Consider the following 17,182-nt stretch of genomic DNA (forward strand, 5'->3'; position numbering starts at 1 on the left):
TTATTTTCTTGGACATATTATAGCTTGGATAAGATATTTTTACCAGGTCTTATCTTTCTTGATCCATTTTCTTGTTTTTCATCATTTCTCTGTATTCATTGTCTTTAATAACTTGGTCTTGGAATTTTTTAATCTGTGCTATTACACTTGGTTTTTCACCTTGTTTTATTAGCTTATCTATTTCTATGGATAAATCTATGCCAAGTTCTTTGTTTACAAAATCTACTGAATATTTTATATGATTAATTTCCTGATATTCATCTTTTATCTTATCTTTTTCTTTATTTATTTCTTCAAGATTTGCCATTAAAAGATCTTTTTCTTCATTCCATTTTTTAGGACTTAGTTTTTCTTTGTCTGATAGGAGTTTTTTTAATTTCTCTCTTACTACCTTATATTGGTCTATATCTTTCTTATGTTTATTATAAAATGCATCTTTTGTGAATATGTTTTTCTTTTGGTATTCTTCATAAACTTCTTTTTTAGCTTTGTAGATTTCATAGTATAGAATTTTCTTTTCTACATCTTCCATTTCTTTATGGATTGTCTTTGCTTTTTTATTTTGCCTATAACTATTAGACTTTAAACTTTCTATTTTTGTTTGTAACTGACCTATGGTTTCTATGTCATTTTTTCTTAAATAACTATATGCACTTGTTAGCTTTTTGAAGTCATACTTTTCTTTATTAGTTTTTGCATATCCTTTTAGGTATTTACCTTTTTCTTTTTGAATTTCTGAATAAGTTAATAGATAATTTGTTAGATTGAAAAGTTTAGGGTTTTCTATTACCTTATCTCTTTCTATATCCTTAAATTTTTCATAAGCAGTAGATAGGTTATCTAATAAATTCCCTATCCAACCCTTTAATGTTTTTATCTCTTCTTTTATTGTTTTTACAAGTTGATTATATTTTCTTATTTCTCTATTATAGTTTCCCTTGTCAGTTTCTATTCCCTTTCGTTCCATTGCACTTGCTGCTGATCCTAAATGGATTGTCGGTAGATAATCTGAATTTTGTCTTTTAAAACTCCTATGGTCTACTCTTTTTTCTATCTTGTTTTTTGCTAGATATTCGTTGCAAAGGTTTGAAAAATTTTCTCTCCATTTTTCTACATTGCCTTTATCATTCCAGGTTGTTAGTTCTACTTTTCTTGTCTTTGGTTTTCCATTTTTGTTTAAAATCTTTTCCCCTTTTTCATCTAGGATATATTCTTTTTTTGACTTTGCTAAGAACTCTCCTTTTTCGTTTATGGGTCGCATTATGGTCATTATATGACAATGAATATTTCCATTTTTGTCTTGACTCTCATCATGAATTGCATAATCTACTATCATTCCTTGTGATGTTAGATTTTCTTTTATAAATCTTTCAACTAGGTTTTTATTTTCACTTAAAGATAACTCTTTTGGTAGTCCTATTATGAATTGTCTTGCTAGTTGTGCATTAGAATTTTTTTCTGCCATTTCTACTTTATTCCATAAGGTCGACCTATCATTAAATTCTTTTGGTATATGATCAGGTAATATTATATTTTTTACTAATACTTTTTCTTTTCTTGTATAGTCATGGGTTACTCCGTCCCATTCATTTTTTATTTTTTCTCCACTTATATATGCTGCACTTGCTACTGCACTTTTTCCTTTTCCTCTTGATATTATGTTTACTGAAAAATGAAAACTGTCTGCCATTTTTATCATTTCCTTTCTTTCTTTGTTGTTTTAGGTGGAGGCTTAATAGATTTTTTATATCCACTTTGTGAATGAGCGTTTTGAAATGATAGAATTAAAAAAGCCGACTACTGAATTAATTTTTGTTGTTTCAGTATGTCGGCTTAATTGTTTTGTTCATTTCAAATTTTAAAAGTCAAGGGCGAGCCTTAGCGAGTTTATTTACCCTTGACTTTTAAAAAGCGAATGGTTGTTGCTCCCTGCAAGGGTTTGGCTCCGCAGGACGCAAACACCCTTTAGGGTGTATAATTGCGCCCTTAGAAAATCTAAGGGAGATTTAATTATTATATTTTTCCTAATTTTCTCTCATTATTTTTAGTGTTTCTTTAAATTCTTTTGTCTTTGTTGCTTCTTCTAGTAGGATTTTTATTTCTTCATCTGTTAGTTCTTCTGCATTTTCTATAAGGCTTTCTAAGATTGCTCCTCTTGTTATTAGCCTATGAGTTCTTTCTTTTCTTCTTTTCACTATGTCTTGTTTTAATATCTTCTTTTCTTGATTTTTTAGTTGCCTTAATCTTTCTTCTGTATCATCAATTTTATCTTTTATTTCTTTTGATTCTTGTCTTATTTGTTCTAAATTTTTCATACTTATATCCTTTCTTGTAATAAAAAAACGACTAGATTTTTATTTCTAATCGTTTTCGTTTTAAATATTATAATTTGCTATATTCCATTTTAATTTTATGTTTTCTATATTTCTTTCCATGTAATCACAATCTGAAGTACCTCTACTGTCTATTGGCAATTTAATTTTTATATCTGTCAATACTGTGCTAGATATTTGATCTTTATATTCAGTATTTTTTAAAGCTTGCCTAATAATTGAAGTTAAATAGAATGCTACTTCTCTATTCAATTCTTTATTTTTTAATTTTAAACAATGAATTTTCATATCTAGGCTTGCTTCATATTTATGATAAAAGACTGATCCTAAAATGAAACAGATATAAAATTTTCAAAAACTTTATAATTTTTATCATCTTTATACCCCTACTAAAATAATTAGCTTATATTTCTTAAATAAAATTCTTCCAATGTTTCTTCTTTTCTAAAAATTTCATAGACTTTTATGCCATTATTAACTAATAGACTAACAACCTCTGAACTGTCTTCTATATTTTCTTTAACTCGAATCCTGCCATTTTGAATATCAATTTTGGAGATTTCTTGTTCCTTTAATATCTCTACAGTTCTATTAATATCTGAAGTGTAGATTTCTATATAATTAAAATCTCTGCTATGCAAATCATCCAAACTTAATTTATCTATCACTTGACCGTCATTAATAATCGCTATTTTATTTACCAAGTTTTCCAACTCCGGAAGTACATGACTAGAAATAATAATAGTCACTCCATTTTCTTCATTTAGTCTTTTTAATAAGTCTCTTATTTCTACTATCCCGGTAGGATCTATTCCATTAATAGGCTCATCTAAAATTAGAAGTTCTGGTTTCCCCAAAAGACATACAGATAAAGCTAATCTCTGCTTCATACCAACTGAATAGTTTTTAACTACCTTACCATCATTGTAGCTTAATCCAACTAATTCTAAAGATTTCTTTATAGTATTCTCATTAGTAATGCCTTTTTGAATGGCAAAATATCTCAAATTATCTTTACCTGTCAAATTACCAAACAAGGTTGGATTTTCCAAAATTGCTCCAATTTTCTTTCTTCCTTCTGAAAGATTCTTCCCTCCAAACAATTCATAATCACCTTGAGTTTTCTCAGTAATTCCACAGAGAATTTTCATCAGTGTTGATTTTCCAGCACCATTTTTACCAATTATACCATAGATATCTCCTCTATTCACTGTTAGCGAACAGTTATTTAAAGCGTATTTGTCATTATATTTTTTTGAAAGATTATCTGTTTTTACTATAGCATCCATAATCCACCTCAATTGATTTCTTTTCTACTAAATCTTACATATCCGCTCATTAGATAAATTATAAAGATAAAAACAAAACTAATACTAGCTGTCTTCATAAAGCTATTTCCAATTTGCTCTGTTGCCAATCCTAAATCTAATAGCTTGAATGGTTGTATTAGAAGAAGGTTATTAAATACATCGTAGACTTTTCCTTCAGTCATATACATTCCGATTTGAAAAACTGATGGAATTATAACAAAGGAAGTTGCAATGCCTAGAGCAACATTGTTCAATAAATAAGTTAATCCCATGACACCATTGTTTACATTTATCATCAATATTATCATTCTAATCAAGAAAAAGACAAATCCGATATATGATCCTCCAGTGTAATCAGATCCCACTAGATTTTTTAATAAACTGAATAATAAAATTAATCCTCCCATTATTACTATAGAAAAAAGAGTAAAAATTTGTAAAGTAATAAGGTCGCATACAAATATGTGCTTTCTACTAAGCCCCATTGATAGTAGCTCTACTTTTATATCTTTTTTCTTAAAAATAGTCACGCTGAAAAAAATTGAAATTATAATACTAACAATCTTTAAAAATGTTTCCATAGATTCAAAATATTCTCCCGAATTAGAGTCTATGGATGAATAAATCATACTTCCTAGTAATATCAATGTAATAGCAAAGATAAATTTAAGATAATTTCTTGTATGAAAAATTCTAAAAATCTCAGCTTTAATATATTTCATGATCTTTTCACCTCTCATTGATAAATTCAAATCTATTTAGTTTACCTTCTAATTTTATTTTATTGGGCGTATTTTGATTAAATATCTCATCATAATTTTTTAAACCAAGTTCGCCTTCAACAATAGAGAAATTCAATATATTGTCTCCTTTAAACTCATTTTTTTCTCCAAAAATTCGGGATTTATTTAAATTTAGTTTACTATCACTAATATTTGTAGAACTCATACTTAAATCTGATAGTTCTAAATCAAGATTTAATTTGTTTATCGTTGAATCAGTAAGATCAACATCAATTGCATTACCCTTAATCCCTACATTCTTAAGCGTTGCATTCTTAATACTTATTGAACCAACTCTATCATTTATAGAAATCTTATCTATGTTTTGTATAGGTCCTTCAATTACCAATTTCAATTTAGATGATTCTTCGTCTAGTATTCCTATTGGTTTTTGTTTTAATATCTTGTTAGAGATACTAATTACACTATTTTTTTCTTCGACCTCTATAGGACTTACATAGTCTGATTTTAAATTTTCAATCTCTACATTGTAATTTTCACTTGTATTGGATACTAACTCTATATTTGTAATATTTGTATCAATTTGTAGTTCTTTGATTTTTTCAAATTTTTTTGTTCCTGTATAACTAGATGCCACTACAGGATCTAAGCCATTTTTGTCAATATAATATTCATCTTCAGATAATTTTAGATTTAGCTTTCCTCCCATACTGCATCCGACAAGAGTTAAAACTATACCTAATGCCAAGGTAATCCACAATTTCTTTTTCATATTAAAACCCCTTTCTAACTATTGATGTTTTTTTCCTTGATTCTTTTTATTATTAATTTCCCAATTAGGTTAATTATTTCAATCAATATCCCTGTTGCTGAAATAACTAAAAGTATTACTCCCAGTAGCAAACATAAACTTGCTATCGAGAATCCACCTAAAAAGAAGTTTTTTACTGTTCCAATAACTAATAAGATTACAGTGAAATAAGTAGCAGCTATTAAAAAAATAGCTGTAAATAACAAAGCCAAGAATACTATTAATCCTACCAAAATTGTTGGTAGTGATAAAATACTTAAGGTAATTATTGGTATCCCTTTAAAAATTTTCTTAATCGAACTGTTTTCATCTTCCCAGTTATCTATTTTCATAGATACATTTAATTCCCTAGCAATTTTATTTACATCATATTGATTTGGTATTTGATCTTCATCCGCTAAATTCATTTCATCAAATAACTCTGAGTAAAATAGAATTGCCTCTTCTCTTTCTCTGTTATCAAATTTCTTTAATTTTTTATCCAAAGTTTGTAAAAAAGATTTCCTAATCATCTCTACCCTCCTTACTTTTCAAAATAAAATCATCTACTGTATTTTTATACTTTGACCAGCTTTCTAATTGCTTCTCCAATTCTTTTTTTCCATCATCCGTTAAAGTGTAATATCGCCTACTTCTTCCATTTATGGATTTATTATATGTTGCAAGATAATTGGATTTTTGCAACCTTCTTAATACTGGATAAACGGTAGATTCTGAAATATTAAATTCATCTGATAACTCTTGGGTCAACTTGTACCCATAGGTATCTTCCTTATCGATTGCTATTAAAACACATAGCTCTAAAACTCGAGTATCTATTTCAAACAATCCCAATCACCTCACTTTTAAACTTATTATGCTATATGTCATATAGTATCCTTGTCTATATTATATGTCGTATAGTATTAGACGTCAATAGCTTAATTGTATTTTTCTAAGTATTCTTATTTTGACTATTGATGCCTCTATATAATCATCTACTTATTACATTATATGTTATATAACATCAAGATTTCTTGATTTAAATATATCCAGATATCCTAATCATGAACTAACAAAATAATATCTTCAACATTTTCCTAAGTCGACTTATGACGTCATTATACAATCTGTTTAAATATAGCAAAAAAATAAAGGCAGTCCGAATACTGCCAATATTTACCTCTCTGCACCTTTGCTATGGTTTTTCTTAGTTGACTTAGTTTTGTCATCTGTCTTAAAGCTTTTTATTTGACCAGTCTCTTGATCAATGTTGTCTTCAGCTTCATCAAAGCCTAATACCAATTTCGGATAATCCCTAGCTTGATCTTCTATCCTTAAAGTCATTTACTATTCCTCTTCACTAAAATTGTCTTCAAAACTAATAATATCATTAGGGGTGCAAGATAGAGCCTTACATATTCTTTCTAAATTTTTAAATGTAATTGGTTTATCCTTGCCCATTTGTGCCATAACATTTGTTGTAAGTCCTGCCATGGCTATCACATCTGTTTTCTTTAATCCTTTTTTTGCTAACTGTATCCATAATGGTTTATAGTTAAGTGCCATAATATCCCTCTTTTTCTCTTCATTAGATTTATTTAATTATAGCATAAATATTGATTTCATTCAATCTTACATTGATTTAGTGATTTGTTTTAGAGAATTTGTTGTGTTATTCCGTCCTTATTTTGCCATAAATTGCTTAATACCTTGAGATTTAGCACCAGGGTTATCATTACCATAACCCTCCATCAAGTTAATAACTCCCCATGCTCCTAAACCTGCACCAATTGCAGTTACAAGTGTCTTTAAAACTCCAACTCCAGCTGTAAAAAATTCCATATTATTCCTCCTCGTTTTCTTTCTTATTTTCTATTTTGTTTAGTGATTTAACTATAAAATTCTTGTAGACCTTATCTCCTTTTTTATTTTCTTTGAAATAACCAAAAACATGGATTAGATCTCCTTTTTCAAATTCTTTAACAATTTCTACCTTTTCTCCATATACTGAGCAATTTGTATATTCTTTGCCCTTTCCATATTTTTTAACAAGAGCAAAATTTGCTACTTGAACACTTTCTCCATCTTTTTCAAATTCTGAAAATTCAGCTTCCTTAACTAAATTTGCATTAATATTTATCATTTCTCTATCCATTAATTTCTTCTCCTTAATCTGTAAATTTCAATTAAAAAAGCGACTGGATCTATTTATTTCCAATCGCTATACATTATTCCTTATTAAATTGTTCTAAGTAGGAGCTCTTATCCTTAACATCTTAACCTCCTAATTTTGAGTATAAAAAAAGCAGTAAACTTTATAATTACTGCTTTAATAAAATATCCTATATTATTAATCATTAAATGAACAATCTCGACAAATACCACCTACATCTTCTCGCCTATCCTTAAATCCCTTTCCACATTTAGAGCAAATAAATGCATAATCATTATTGTAATTCTCCTCTTCTAAATAAGAGTCATCGTAGTCTTCTTCATTTTTGTTTATAGAATCTTGATCTATCTGAATTTCAATTATTTCAATATCTGTATATTCTTTATCATTATTAATATAAAAAGAATCTTCTTCGATATCATCTTTATTAATTAATCTTGTGACATTAACTATGACACTTCCACTAAATTCTTGTTCTATTGGTGGTGATTGTATGACTTCTTTTGTATCATCATCACGTCCCCAATAATCAAAGGATACACAACTTAAATTTATTAAATATTCTAGCTCATAAGTTATACTAACAATCTCGTCTGTAAACTCTTCATAAGTATCTAATATCTCATTGAATTCACAATTATTTATATCTAATTCTTCAATACCCTCACTTCCAATAACATACGATTCTAGATAATAATAGTTGTTATTATAAATACTGTCAACTATATCATTAGAAATATCTTGTTTTACTCTTTCTACATATGACACATCTTTTCTATTTAAATCTACATAAACATTAAAATCATATCTATCATATACTTTTGAAGCGAAATTCTGAAACATTCCTGTTGTTAAAAATTCAATATTTACATTTGGATTTTTTTCTTTAAATTCACTTAATAATTTATCGTGAACTACTAAATTATCTTGACTATCCTTACTCCACCAGTCTTCTTTTATATCATTCGTAATAAAAATAATATCTTTTACTGATTTTTCAACTGGTAAATCTAATATCTCTTTCCAAACAAATAAATCTCCAAATTTTTCAACTCCATCTTTATTAATGTCCTCATATCCAGGCGGAATTTTATATTTATACCTAAGTTCACCCTCTCTAATAATTTTTAATTGTTCACTAAACCTTATCCTATTACCTATCCTATTATTTTTTTCTAAATATGAAATAAGATTATCTATATCTTTAATTATTTCAGGAGAATCTGTTGTTATTTCATCATATTCAATACCAACACTATTTTTATAAGATTTGATTATTTGTTTTAATTCAACTAACTTGTTATTTAAATCATTCTCCAAATTTTTTCTTCCAAAATAATTATATTTAGATGATTTAATCAAGACACTCTCTAAATTTTTTTGACTCCTTTCAATTACTCTTAGTAAATCTTTTTCAAAATTTTGATACTTTTTTTTCAATTGTCCGAATACGCTATATTTATTTTTATTAAATTCTTTATACACTTGATTCGGAATCCATATTAAATCCTTACACTCCTTGAAAATTTCTAATATGTTTTTGCTACTGTATAATGAATATCGAGCTAAGTCAAGTATTACATTTGTATCTAATACTATTATAGAGGTTTTTCTATTTATTATTTTTTTAAATTTTTCATAATTCAATTAAAGCACCAACCTTATTATTTAATTACATTCACAAAATTATTAAGTTTTTTCCATTTTCTAATCTTAGTCCTAAATGTTCCAAATGGTGCTACTGTATTTACATGGATAAATTTATATACTTCCCAAGTTGCAGTTTTTGTTGCTTCATCTGCCCATTTTCTCATATGTGGTTTAAATAATTCTTCCTCTGTAAGATTATCTATCAAAGAGTAAATATCTTCTATATTCTGTGATAGTTGTTCTTTTAATTCCTTTAACGATTTATGAGCATAGGTATCTGTAAACCATTGATACAATTCTCCAAGTTGATTCCACTTAAATTTGTCAGATGGCGTTTTAACCTCAATTCCCTTTTTTTCATCTTCTTCCCATTTCAAAACTAAAGTTGTCCAACCTACTTGATAGGCAAGATTTTCAGCTGGTGTCCTATCAACTTGATCTACTCTTTTATCTTTTAATTCTTCTGGGATATTATCAAACTCTGAAATATATTTTCCAAAAGTTTTCTTTATCTCATTTTTTAATTCTTCCTTACTTTCATAAGACCTCATATGCCTACCTCCATGGTTTATATAGATATTATACCAAAAATATTTTTATCCTAGGCTTAATTCATAATCTTGTAATCAAACTGTTCCTGTTTATTTTTATTTTATCTCTATTTGTTAAATACTCTTCCACATCAAACAAGTTTTTCTTATCATAATCTTCCAACAACTTGTAATTCTTATGCTTTGTAATATCGAATTTATCAGATAGAAAAGGTCTTACTCCTCTTAACTGATAAATACACTTACCGCCATCCATTACAGTTATTTCATCTTGACTCATAAGTTCCTTGCCAGTTTTTTGGTAATTTAGACCAAAAGATTTTTGATTGGATCTTGTTTCTGATGTGTTATATAGGTCTATGGTTTCTTTTCCTAAGGTTTCAGATAATTCTTTTACTGTTGTTTTTTCTTTTCCTCCTAAAAAGAGTGTAGAGTCGCAGTTACCAACTATTGTATCTGCATGGTCTTTATAGATTGCTTTTAATTGAGATTGTGCTTGCAGTATTATGCTTGCCGATATTTCTCTTGAACGAATTGTTGCAATCAATTTTTCAAATTTAGGAATTAATCCTATATTTGCAAACTCATCAAGTAGACACCTAACATGAACTGGAAGTCTTCCACCATACACATCATCTGCCTTATCACATAGAAGATTAAATAGTTGAGAATACATTATTGAAACTACAAAGTTAAAGGTATCATCTGTATCTGATATTATTACGAATAAAGCAGTTTTTCTATCTCCAATTTTATCAAGCTCTAATTCATCTTCGCTCATTAGTTCTCTAAGCTCTCTTATATCAAAAGGTGCAAGTCTTGCTCCACAAGATATTAGAATTGACTTGGCAGTTTTTCCTGCTGCCAGCTTATATTTCTTGTATTGCTTAACTGCAAAATGACTTGGATCTTTCTTTTCAAGAGCTTCAAAAAGCCTATCAATTGGGTTCATATAGGTTTCGTCATCTTCTCTAACCTCACTTGCGTCAATCATATCTAAGAGTGTTTTAAAATTCTTTTCTTCTTCAGGTGCTTCATAATAAATATACCCAATAAGAGCAGTGTAATATAACTTTTCAGCCTTTACCCAAAAATCTTCTCCTGCCTTTTCTCCATCTCCCTTGGTGTTAGCAATTATGGTTTGGACAAGCTTTAAAATATCTTTTTCACTTCTCAAGTATGCAAAGGGATTGTATTTCATAGATTTTTTAAAGTTTATTGTGTTTAATATCTTTATGTCGTAACCATTTTCATAAAGCATTTTTCCACATTCTAACACAAGTGTGCCTTTAGGGTCTGTTACTACATAGGAAGAATGCATTTGCATTAGATTTGGCTTTACATAAAATCTCGTTTTACCTGATCCAGAACCACCTATTACTAATACATTTTTATTTCTGGCATATTTAGGGTTTTTAGGTCTTGAGTTCATTGTTAGTCTTTCGGTATTAGTTATGAGAACATTGTTTGCAAACTTAGGGTCAATATATGGAGCAATATCCTTACTTTCTCCCCATCTTGCAGATCCATATTCCTTGCCTTGCCTATATTTCTTTTTGTTTTTACCTTTGCTGTAAACAATTAACTTAACAAGACCAGCAACTGAAATACCTACTAACAAGTCCCTTGGATTAAGGCTTGGTATATAAGATAAAGTTCCTATATCAGAAATTCCCACCATTATTTTATCAATAATATCTCCTCCAACATAGGAATTGATGTGCTTAGAAAAGATATTTCCAATGTAGAAGAATGATAGATAAGGAATGTTTGATAATATAAATTTCTTTGGGTTGTCTATTTTAATTAAATTTTTAATATCAGAAAGAATGGCTTCCAATATCTTATTCATCGTAGAAACCTTCACTATCTAATAAAATTAGTAGGTAGTGTCTTCCCTTTGGTGTTATTAATGTTTGTATTCCTACAAGTGTACCTAGTGGATCAATCCATTCTTTTACTTCAAAATATCCCTTGTTCTTATCTGCATAAGGTAAGAGTTTCTTTTTCTTATCTCTGTAAATTAATCCCTTATCCATTAGAAAACTTATAAATTGATTTTGTGGTATTCCTAACTCTTTGGCAGTATTTCTAAAGTTTGTAAGTAGGTTATAATCTACTAATTTGTCATAATAGTCTGCCTTTGGTCTTAATTCTTCAATTTCTTCTTCTCTTTCAGCAATAATTCTATTGGCTACAAGAATTGCATCTGCAAGTAGATCTTCATTAGTTTTCTTTTCTTGCCCTACTATATATCCTCCGTTTTTTCTAATACTTGGTAAGACTTCTCTAGTTACCCAAGCTTTGAATATTTTTGCTTGTGGTAGTTTTGATGAGAGGATAAGTGAATACAATCCTGATTCGTTAATTATTGAAATATTCTGTATTCCTCCAGGGGTGTTCCATTTCGTTACACCCTTATCTTCTTCGTCTACATGGTCATAAATAGCTTTTCTGGGATTGACATATCCCAACATCGTTGCTACTTCATTTGCTATAAAGAAAAACTCACCATCTTTTTCAATAACAGTGAGTTTCCCAAAATTCTTATTTTCAAATGTTTTTAGATTACTTATCATAAGCTTTGCTCCTTATGTTTATTTTTAACTTTATCTTTACTAATGGTGTCCTTAGCCATATCTTTAAACTTATTTATAGTCTTCGTTATTGAATCTTTTCTATCGGCCTTTTTTTCAGAAGCCTTAACTGCTTTTTTAAAGGCGTGTTCCATTACCTTTATATCCTTAGATTGAAAAAACACAGAGTGGTTGCCAGTTTCCTTATCTTTCATAACAGAAAACTTCACTCCGTGTTTATTTAAAATTTTCTTTAGTTCTTTTAACTCAGGATCTTTTAGATTAATTTCTTCTAACTGTCCCTTTTTAACCATATCTTTTAGCTTTACTTCTTCTCCATTATTTTTTATTACATTTTTCAAGCCTCCTTGTTCTTCTATTTGCTTGTGTACTTTCTTTAAGGCATCAAGAATTGCTTTACTTGTTGCTTTTGCAAGTCTTACTTCAAGATTAAGACTCGACCTAGATACTTCTTCATTAATCATCTATTCCACCTCCATATAAAAGTAACTCTTTGTATTTTCTTAACTTCTCTTGATGGATTTTTCTTCTAAAATCTTCTCCTATAACTTTAACTGGTATTGTCATTTCAAGTATTCTTGAATATATCCTCTGATACTCAAGGTCAATATTAGGATTTTGAATAATTTCTAATGATAAGTTTGTAGTGAAAATTGTCGGCCTACCCTTTAAGTATCTTGAGTTTATAATGTTATATACTTGTTCTCTTGCATAGGATGTGTCCCTTTCAATTCCAAGGTCATCTAAGATTAATAAAGGAATATTAGATAGGTTATTTATAATTTCGTTTGAATCTAGCTTAAATGCTGATTTTTGTATTTGATTTATAACCTGGGATAAATTCATGATTTTAACTCTAACTTGTTTTCTTTCAATTAATTCATTTGCAATTGAACAAGCAAGATAAGTTTTTCCACTACCAACATCTCCATAAAATAAAAGTCCTACATTGTCTTCCTTCATTTGTTCAAAATTTTTAGCATAATTATAGGCAACCTTGTAAGCTTGACCTTTTTCATTTAAGAATCTCTCAAAAGTATATTGGTGTTGGTTTGGCGATGAAAAACAATCTCTTTTTAGCGATGATATTCTAGTTAATATTTCTCTTTCTTCGTTTTCCTTATCTCTTTTTATTTCACATTCACATTTAATTCTGGGAATAAACTTTGTAAATCCGAGGTCAAGTAATTCTCCATCGACTCTTTTACCACATGATTTACAATAGATATGTCCATTTCTTTCAATATCATTTTCTCTTAATACAAAATCTTTTAAGCTTTTCATAAACTCTCTCCTATATCGTAATTCATTTTCCTTGTTGTATTATCATTAATGTTTTTTGCCTGATCATTAAGATACCAATTAATTATCGTTGCCTTGTGGTCTTGATACACTCTGTTATTTGCTTTCATATATGACGACAATCTATCAATGTATTCATTAATTCTACTTCCTAACTCATTTGTTAATTCCTTGTATTCTTCATCAGTCAAAAATATATTTTTATATATTCCATAAGGCTTTTGTCCCTTACTAAAATCATTCTTTCTTAACTCATTATTTTTAATATTGTTATAGTTACTTTCCGATTTTCGAAAATCTTGACTTTCGATATTCGAATCTCTTGAATTTCGATTATCGAACTTCTGGAATTTTGTTTTTCGAACTTCTTGATTTTTTAATTCTATATTATTAAATATGCTCATAAAATCTTTAACATAAATTCTGTTAGGCTTTCCCAGTCCTTGTCTTTTCTTTTCAATTAGTCCTATCCCTGATTTAATATCAAGTTCAGCTATTAATTTGTTTGCTTTTTCACTGGCACAATTAAATTGATCTTTTATACTTTCAATTGTGTAGTAAATAAAGACTTTTCCGTCTTCATCTATCCAGCCATTTTTATATGAAAGACCCATTCGATTAAGCATATATGAATACAAAACTTTTGCTTCAATAGAAATGCTCTCAAAAACTTCATCTTCCATTAATACCATAGGTAATCTAATGAAGTTATACATCTCAGATTGCCTATTATAAAAATAATCAAAATTCATTCTTACCTCCTTTCTTTAAAATAAAAAAACGACAGAATTATTGCTTTCTATCGTCTGAGATTTGCATATTAAATTTTCATCACAAAATAAGACTCTTTAAAGAATCTTTAGTTTTATTGGTATGCTATTTACAATATCCATTATTAAAATGGATACTCTAAGCAGCACACCAACTATTTATTTTTTGAATTTTAAACTTTGGTAGAAGTCTTGAACTCCTTGTATTTACATAACTATTTGCCTCTATCACTATTATGACACGAAACCCGTCTGTTATCTCCAAGGCGGGATCACCCCCGCTTACGCGGGTACAACAGAAATCATTGCAGATGGTCTTACGAGGTTAGAGGATCACCCCCGCTTACGCGGGTACAACATACACTTTGCCATGTATCCTACAGCTGAAGAAGGATCACCCCCGCTTACGCGGGTACAACTCTATAAGCTGATCTACTAAATCTAAGCATTCAGGATCACCCCCGCTTACGCGGGTACAACAGTAAATATTTCTCTATTTTAAGCAATTCTTATTATAGCTTTTTTAGAAATTCATTTACTTGGCTTGCTAAGTCAACTGTCACTAGAGCATCAGCTAAGGCTCTATGGTCAACTTTCTTTTTGATCCCGTATTCTTTAAGGACTGTTTCTAGTTTATAGTTTTTTAGAAACATTTTTTCTCTTTTTACATAAGTTTTTAGGTCGTAGGTAGTGTTTGTGATTTCTTTTAGAGAATTTTTCTCTAAATTGTAATTTAGAAACTTCATATCAAAGTTAAAGTTATAGCCAACCAGAGGGTAGTTTTTTATAAAACAAACGAAATCTTCTAGTACTTTCTTTTCGTCCCCTCCATTTATTAGGTCATTACCAGTTATTCCAGTCAGTTTTATTATTTCATTTGATAGTTTTATTTCCTGCCTTATAAGACTTTCGAATTTATCTAAAACTTCACCTTGACTATTAGTGAGTACAGCTCCAATTTCTATTATCTTATGCTTTTCATTGTCTAATCCACTTGTTTCTATATCTACTACTACATATTTTTTCGCTTGAGTTTTTCCTTGGTAGGTTCTAGCTTTACGATGTTTTGCTTGTTTGCTAAATCCATGTTTTATCTTAGTTTCCTCTTTTTTATCTGATCTGACTAATACTAAGGGAATTCCATCTAAGTCTACTATATTTCTATTTGTGTTGTGGGTTTTAAAGGTATATCCAATTTCATTTCTATAGGCGTAAGTCATTGTAGCCGAGCCGTCACCTATATTATCTATTATCCTTTGCCAGAGATTTTCTCGTACTCTGCTATTGAAATTACCTACATACACTCCTGCATCTATTTCTTGCATCCACTTAGTCAAATCTCCCCTAAGAGAATTTTTAACCTTACTTATTGTAATTATAGTTAGAGGCATCAGTCTACCTCGTAGTTAATTCCGTATGGAACATGGTTTTCTTTTTCATCCCATAGATTTATGGTTTCTATTTCAAATATATCCTCGTCATCAATACCCATTAGGAATTGCAAATCTCTGGTAATTTGCTTGGCAATTTTCCTTTCCCTAAATAAGTCTCTCATTTTTCTTCTAGATATACTTCCTATATCATCATCCTCGCTTGATTCTTTCACTATTTCAAAGGCAAGTGGGATGCTTGTTTCTGCCTTGTATAGGTCGGCTATATCATAAACAAAAGATTTATCGTGGCCTGTATGGACAAAACCCAATCCTGGAGCCATTCCAAGGGCAGTAATTATACTGTGGCATAATCCATACAAGCATACATGACATGCTGATAAGGCTTGGTTGATAGGTGTCGAATCATCAAAATCATCTGGGTTGTAGTCTCTTCTTGTCCATTCAACATCAAATAGTTGACTATTTTTCCTATAGACCGATCTAATCCTAGATCCTTCTCTTCCTCTTAGTTGTTGCATGGTTAGTCTGCTTACATCTTCACCTTCAAATCTCATAGCATACATAAGTCTTGCAACTTTTATTCGACTTTTGCTATTTGATACAAGTTTGGCTTGTTTTTCTAATAATTTGGTTGAGTGAGCTAAGGGTCTTCCGTTAGAGTAATTTCTGACTCCATTTTCACCTACCCAAATTACAGAAGTACCCGTATCTCCTAATAGCTCCATAGCCCTATGGGTTATCTCTACTCCAGGACCAAGCATCAAAATTCCAATCATAGCAGCTGGTATTTTTACTAATCCTCTGATGTCTCTGGCAGTTATAGCTCCATCTATCCTGTTAATCTTAGCCCTTTCTATATAGATAAATGTTACCCTATCGGATATTCTAGGTAGATCTTTTAGGTCAGTCTTACTGTTAAATACTTTATTTTTCATAAGGAATTATTGTAAGCATCCCAAAGCCATAAGCTTTTTTTCTGCCAATACCATTTTTTAGGCTTTGTCTAAATGTTTCTATGTCACTTATAGTTAGGACTCCCTCGTAGCTTGCTGACACAAGAGCATAGGGTTTCTTATTAACTTTCTTGTAAGGAAGTAGTTCTTTTTCAAAAATATCAAAATCATTGGGCAAAACTTCAAAACCATTTTTATCAGTTCTGGCTAAAAAGAAATCCGCCAAGTCACGTGTAGGTACAGGTACAATCCTTCCTCTCTCATCTTTATTTCCAGTTGATTTTGATATAACTGTATTTAGTTTTACCCTAAATCTCGCTTTCATCCCTTCTTCTAGACTATCTATAAATTTATCATAGTCCTTACATAAACTAGTTCCAATAACACCATATTTTTCTAGTATTTCTATGTTAGGTTTACTTTGGCTTTGAATTAGTAAGTAGGTTTTCTTGTTTAGTTTATCTATTCTCCAAAGCTTTCTTGTTCTGATTCCTTTTTCTATTTCTTCTGGAAAGCAAGATTCTACAAATCCATGGTAGGAATTTAAGTCCTTGAGATCACGCATTTTTCGTCTATTGTACACATCTAGTTCTACTCTTGATAAATACATTAG

Annotated in this window: 22 protein-coding genes; all 22 read right to left on the reverse strand. The window is 29.6% G+C overall.

Annotation, left to right across the window (positions count from 1 at the left end; all coding sequences use genetic code 11):
• Window positions 1-49: 49 nt before the first annotated feature.
• Window positions 50-1,690 (reverse strand): MobQ family relaxase, encoded by a 1,641-nt coding sequence (gene mobQ, locus E0D87_RS08820; protein ID WP_130820129.1) that lies wholly within the window; start codon window positions 1,688-1,690, stop codon window positions 50-52.
• A gap of 334 nt (window positions 1,691-2,024) precedes the next feature.
• Window positions 2,025-2,315, reverse strand: coding sequence for a DUF3847 domain-containing protein (locus E0D87_RS08825; RefSeq protein WP_130820130.1), 291 nt, complete (start codon window positions 2,313-2,315; stop codon window positions 2,025-2,027).
• Window positions 2,316-2,375: 60 nt separating this feature from the next.
• Window positions 2,376-2,675 (reverse strand): restriction endonuclease subunit S, encoded by a 300-nt coding sequence (locus E0D87_RS08830; protein ID WP_341272809.1) that lies wholly within the window; start codon window positions 2,673-2,675, stop codon window positions 2,376-2,378.
• A 56-nt stretch (window positions 2,676-2,731) separates the two neighbouring features.
• Window positions 2,732-3,622, reverse strand: coding sequence for an ABC transporter ATP-binding protein (locus E0D87_RS08835; RefSeq protein ID WP_130820132.1), 891 nt, complete (start codon window positions 3,620-3,622; stop codon window positions 2,732-2,734).
• A gap of 8 nt (window positions 3,623-3,630) precedes the next feature.
• Window positions 3,631-4,365 (reverse strand): hypothetical protein, encoded by a 735-nt coding sequence (locus tag E0D87_RS08840; protein WP_130820133.1) that lies wholly within the window; start codon window positions 4,363-4,365, stop codon window positions 3,631-3,633.
• A gap of 7 nt (window positions 4,366-4,372) precedes the next feature.
• Window positions 4,373-5,158, reverse strand: a complete 786-nt coding sequence (locus E0D87_RS08845) for a DUF4097 family beta strand repeat-containing protein (protein WP_130820134.1) — start codon at window positions 5,156-5,158, stop codon at window positions 4,373-4,375.
• A gap of 14 nt (window positions 5,159-5,172) precedes the next feature.
• Window positions 5,173-5,709, reverse strand: coding sequence for a DUF1700 domain-containing protein (locus tag E0D87_RS08850; protein WP_008902140.1), 537 nt, complete (start codon window positions 5,707-5,709; stop codon window positions 5,173-5,175).
• Window positions 5,702-6,025: a PadR family transcriptional regulator gene (locus tag E0D87_RS08855; protein WP_040551382.1), complete on the reverse strand. Its 324-nt coding sequence runs from the start codon at window positions 6,023-6,025 to the stop codon at window positions 5,702-5,704. Before E0D87_RS08855 ends, E0D87_RS08850 begins: the two co-directional genes overlap by 8 nt.
• A 330-nt stretch (window positions 6,026-6,355) precedes the next feature.
• Complete coding sequence (locus E0D87_RS09160; protein WP_019124114.1) at window positions 6,356-6,523, reverse strand: hypothetical protein; 168 nt, start codon at window positions 6,521-6,523, stop codon at window positions 6,356-6,358.
• 3 nt (window positions 6,524-6,526) lie between these two features.
• The gene (locus E0D87_RS08860; protein ID WP_004829719.1) at window positions 6,527-6,745 is read right to left on the reverse strand and encodes a helix-turn-helix domain-containing protein; all 219 of its coding nucleotides are present in this window, start codon (window positions 6,743-6,745) and stop codon (window positions 6,527-6,529) included.
• Window positions 6,746-6,862: 117 nt separating this feature from the next.
• Window positions 6,863-7,021: a Maff2 family mobile element protein gene (locus E0D87_RS08865; protein ID WP_004825242.1), complete on the reverse strand. Its 159-nt coding sequence runs from the start codon at window positions 7,019-7,021 to the stop codon at window positions 6,863-6,865.
• 1 nt (window position 7,022) lies between these two features.
• Window positions 7,023-7,334, reverse strand: a complete 312-nt coding sequence (locus E0D87_RS08870; RefSeq protein WP_000373441.1) for a single-stranded DNA-binding protein — start codon at window positions 7,332-7,334, stop codon at window positions 7,023-7,025.
• Between the two features lie 195 nt (window positions 7,335-7,529).
• Window positions 7,530-8,999, reverse strand: a complete 1,470-nt coding sequence (locus E0D87_RS08875) for a PIN-like domain-containing protein (RefSeq protein ID WP_001105422.1) — start codon at window positions 8,997-8,999, stop codon at window positions 7,530-7,532.
• A gap of 17 nt (window positions 9,000-9,016) precedes the next feature.
• The gene (locus tag E0D87_RS08880) at window positions 9,017-9,553 is read right to left on the reverse strand and encodes a ClbS/DfsB family four-helix bundle protein (protein ID WP_001258251.1); all 537 of its coding nucleotides are present in this window, start codon (window positions 9,551-9,553) and stop codon (window positions 9,017-9,019) included.
• Between the two features lie 61 nt (window positions 9,554-9,614).
• Window positions 9,615-11,405: a VirD4-like conjugal transfer protein, CD1115 family gene (locus E0D87_RS08885; protein WP_130820135.1), complete on the reverse strand. Its 1,791-nt coding sequence runs from the start codon at window positions 11,403-11,405 to the stop codon at window positions 9,615-9,617.
• On the reverse strand, window positions 11,398-12,132 hold the full coding sequence (locus E0D87_RS08890; protein WP_000625112.1) for a phage antirepressor Ant: 735 nt from the start codon (window positions 12,130-12,132) through the stop codon (window positions 11,398-11,400). The genes E0D87_RS08885 and E0D87_RS08890 overlap by 8 nt, the downstream gene beginning before the upstream one ends.
• Window positions 12,129-12,614 (reverse strand): PcfB family protein, encoded by a 486-nt coding sequence (locus E0D87_RS08895; RefSeq protein WP_002839711.1) that lies wholly within the window; start codon window positions 12,612-12,614, stop codon window positions 12,129-12,131. Before E0D87_RS08895 ends, E0D87_RS08890 begins: the two co-directional genes overlap by 4 nt.
• Window positions 12,607-13,434 carry an ATP-binding protein gene (locus E0D87_RS08900; protein WP_130820136.1) on the reverse strand — a complete coding sequence of 276 codons (828 nt, stop codon included), beginning with the start codon at window positions 13,432-13,434 and terminating at the stop codon, window positions 12,607-12,609. The genes E0D87_RS08895 and E0D87_RS08900 overlap by 8 nt, the downstream gene beginning before the upstream one ends.
• Window positions 13,431-14,204, reverse strand: coding sequence for a replication initiator protein A (locus E0D87_RS08905; RefSeq protein ID WP_130820137.1), 774 nt, complete (start codon window positions 14,202-14,204; stop codon window positions 13,431-13,433). Before E0D87_RS08905 ends, E0D87_RS08900 begins: the two co-directional genes overlap by 4 nt.
• Before the next feature lie 530 nt (window positions 14,205-14,734).
• The gene (cas2e, locus tag E0D87_RS08915; RefSeq protein WP_130820138.1) at window positions 14,735-15,613 is read right to left on the reverse strand and encodes a type I-E CRISPR-associated endoribonuclease Cas2e; all 879 of its coding nucleotides are present in this window, start codon (window positions 15,611-15,613) and stop codon (window positions 14,735-14,737) included.
• Window positions 15,613-16,551, reverse strand: coding sequence for a type I-E CRISPR-associated endonuclease Cas1e (cas1e, locus tag E0D87_RS08920; protein ID WP_130820139.1), 939 nt, complete (start codon window positions 16,549-16,551; stop codon window positions 15,613-15,615). Before cas1e ends, cas2e begins: the two co-directional genes overlap by 1 nt.
• Window positions 16,541-17,179, reverse strand: coding sequence for a type I-E CRISPR-associated protein Cas6/Cse3/CasE (gene cas6e / locus E0D87_RS08925; RefSeq protein WP_130820140.1), 639 nt, complete (start codon window positions 17,177-17,179; stop codon window positions 16,541-16,543). The genes cas1e and cas6e overlap by 11 nt, the downstream gene beginning before the upstream one ends.
• Window positions 17,180-17,182: the final 3 nt, after the last annotated feature.

This window comes from Anaerococcus vaginimassiliensis, from assembly GCF_900626155.1.
Lineage (GTDB): Bacteria > Bacillota > Clostridia > Tissierellales > Peptoniphilaceae > Anaerococcus > Anaerococcus vaginimassiliensis.

What these genes read in the sequence shown, in the direction of transcription:
- E0D87_RS08840 (WP_130820133.1), bottom strand. Translation starts at nt 4,365, where the DNA reads ATGAAATATATTAAAGCTGAGATTTTTAGAATTTTTCATACAAGAAAT.
- E0D87_RS08885 (WP_130820135.1), bottom strand. Translation starts at nt 11,405, where the DNA reads ATGAATAAGATATTGGAAGCCATTCTTTCTGATATTAAAAATTTAATT.
- E0D87_RS08905 (WP_130820137.1), bottom strand. Translation starts at nt 14,204, where the DNA reads ATGAATTTTGATTATTTTTATAATAGGCAATCTGAGATGTATAACTTC.
- E0D87_RS08870 (WP_000373441.1), bottom strand. Translation starts at nt 7,334, where the DNA reads ATGGATAGAGAAATGATAAATATTAATGCAAATTTAGTTAAGGAAGCT.
- mobQ (WP_130820129.1), bottom strand. Translation starts at nt 1,690, where the DNA reads ATGGCAGACAGTTTTCATTTTTCAGTAAACATAATATCAAGAGGAAAA.
- cas1e (WP_130820139.1), bottom strand. Translation starts at nt 16,551, where the DNA reads ATGAAAAATAAAGTATTTAACAGTAAGACTGACCTAAAAGATCTACCT.
- E0D87_RS08835 (WP_130820132.1), bottom strand. Translation starts at nt 3,622, where the DNA reads ATGGATGCTATAGTAAAAACAGATAATCTTTCAAAAAAATATAATGAC.
- E0D87_RS09160 (WP_019124114.1), bottom strand. Translation starts at nt 6,523, where the DNA reads ATGACTTTAAGGATAGAAGATCAAGCTAGGGATTATCCGAAATTGGTA.
- E0D87_RS08845 (WP_130820134.1), bottom strand. Translation starts at nt 5,158, where the DNA reads ATGAAAAAGAAATTGTGGATTACCTTGGCATTAGGTATAGTTTTAACT.
- E0D87_RS08900 (WP_130820136.1), bottom strand. Translation starts at nt 13,434, where the DNA reads ATGAAAAGCTTAAAAGATTTTGTATTAAGAGAAAATGATATTGAAAGA.
- E0D87_RS08880 (WP_001258251.1), bottom strand. Translation starts at nt 9,553, where the DNA reads ATGAGGTCTTATGAAAGTAAGGAAGAATTAAAAAATGAGATAAAGAAA.
- E0D87_RS08860 (WP_004829719.1), bottom strand. Translation starts at nt 6,745, where the DNA reads ATGGCACTTAACTATAAACCATTATGGATACAGTTAGCAAAAAAAGGA.
- cas6e (WP_130820140.1), bottom strand. Translation starts at nt 17,179, where the DNA reads ATGTATTTATCAAGAGTAGAACTAGATGTGTACAATAGACGAAAAATG.
- E0D87_RS08865 (WP_004825242.1), bottom strand. Translation starts at nt 7,021, where the DNA reads ATGGAATTTTTTACAGCTGGAGTTGGAGTTTTAAAGACACTTGTAACT.
- E0D87_RS08890 (WP_000625112.1), bottom strand. Translation starts at nt 12,132, where the DNA reads ATGATAAGTAATCTAAAAACATTTGAAAATAAGAATTTTGGGAAACTC.
- E0D87_RS08850 (WP_008902140.1), bottom strand. Translation starts at nt 5,709, where the DNA reads ATGATTAGGAAATCTTTTTTACAAACTTTGGATAAAAAATTAAAGAAA.
- E0D87_RS08895 (WP_002839711.1), bottom strand. Translation starts at nt 12,614, where the DNA reads ATGATTAATGAAGAAGTATCTAGGTCGAGTCTTAATCTTGAAGTAAGA.
- cas2e (WP_130820138.1), bottom strand. Translation starts at nt 15,613, where the DNA reads ATGCCTCTAACTATAATTACAATAAGTAAGGTTAAAAATTCTCTTAGG.
- E0D87_RS08825 (WP_130820130.1), bottom strand. Translation starts at nt 2,315, where the DNA reads ATGAAAAATTTAGAACAAATAAGACAAGAATCAAAAGAAATAAAAGAT.